Consider the following 430-nt stretch of genomic DNA (forward strand, 5'->3'; position numbering starts at 1 on the left):
GAGCAGGTCTTTATCAACAAAACGCATTGTCTACGCTTCCTTTCCTTACTCCGCCGGCAGAAGATTCTTTAAGGAGTAACGTGTGATGATCTTCTCCAGATCCGGGTGGGGCCGCGGGATTACAACGGAGCTGTAAACCTCGGCTCCCATGGCTTCCACGGCCTTTACTCCGGCCTCTACCGCTGTCTTACATGCTCCCACATCGCCGCGCACCAGCACGGATATGTATCCGGAAGCTACATTCTCATATCCGATCAGTTCCACATCGGCCGCCTTGCACATCGCATCCGCGGCTTCCAGAACAAATACCAGGCCAAATGTTTCAATGGAACCAATGGCTTCATATCTTTCCATATACTTTCTTCCTTCCTGCCGATTTTCTGTTTTTACGCATCAACATCGTGTACGGATACAATATCGCCTACTCCCT

Annotated in this window: 1 protein-coding gene; it reads right to left on the minus strand. The window is 50.5% G+C overall.

The window, feature by feature from the left end; translation table 11 throughout:
• Nucleotides 1-45 precede the first annotated feature (45 nt).
• Nucleotides 46-354 (minus strand): BMC domain-containing protein, encoded by a 309-nt coding sequence (locus NE664_14315; GenBank protein MCQ4727809.1) that lies wholly within the window; start codon nt 352-354, stop codon nt 46-48.
• Between the last annotated feature and the right edge of the window lie 76 nt (nt 355-430).

Origin of the sequence: Anaerotignum faecicola (genome assembly GCA_024460105.1) — a bacterium.
In the GTDB taxonomy this organism is placed as follows: Bacteria; Bacillota; Clostridia; order Lachnospirales; family Anaerotignaceae; genus JANFXS01.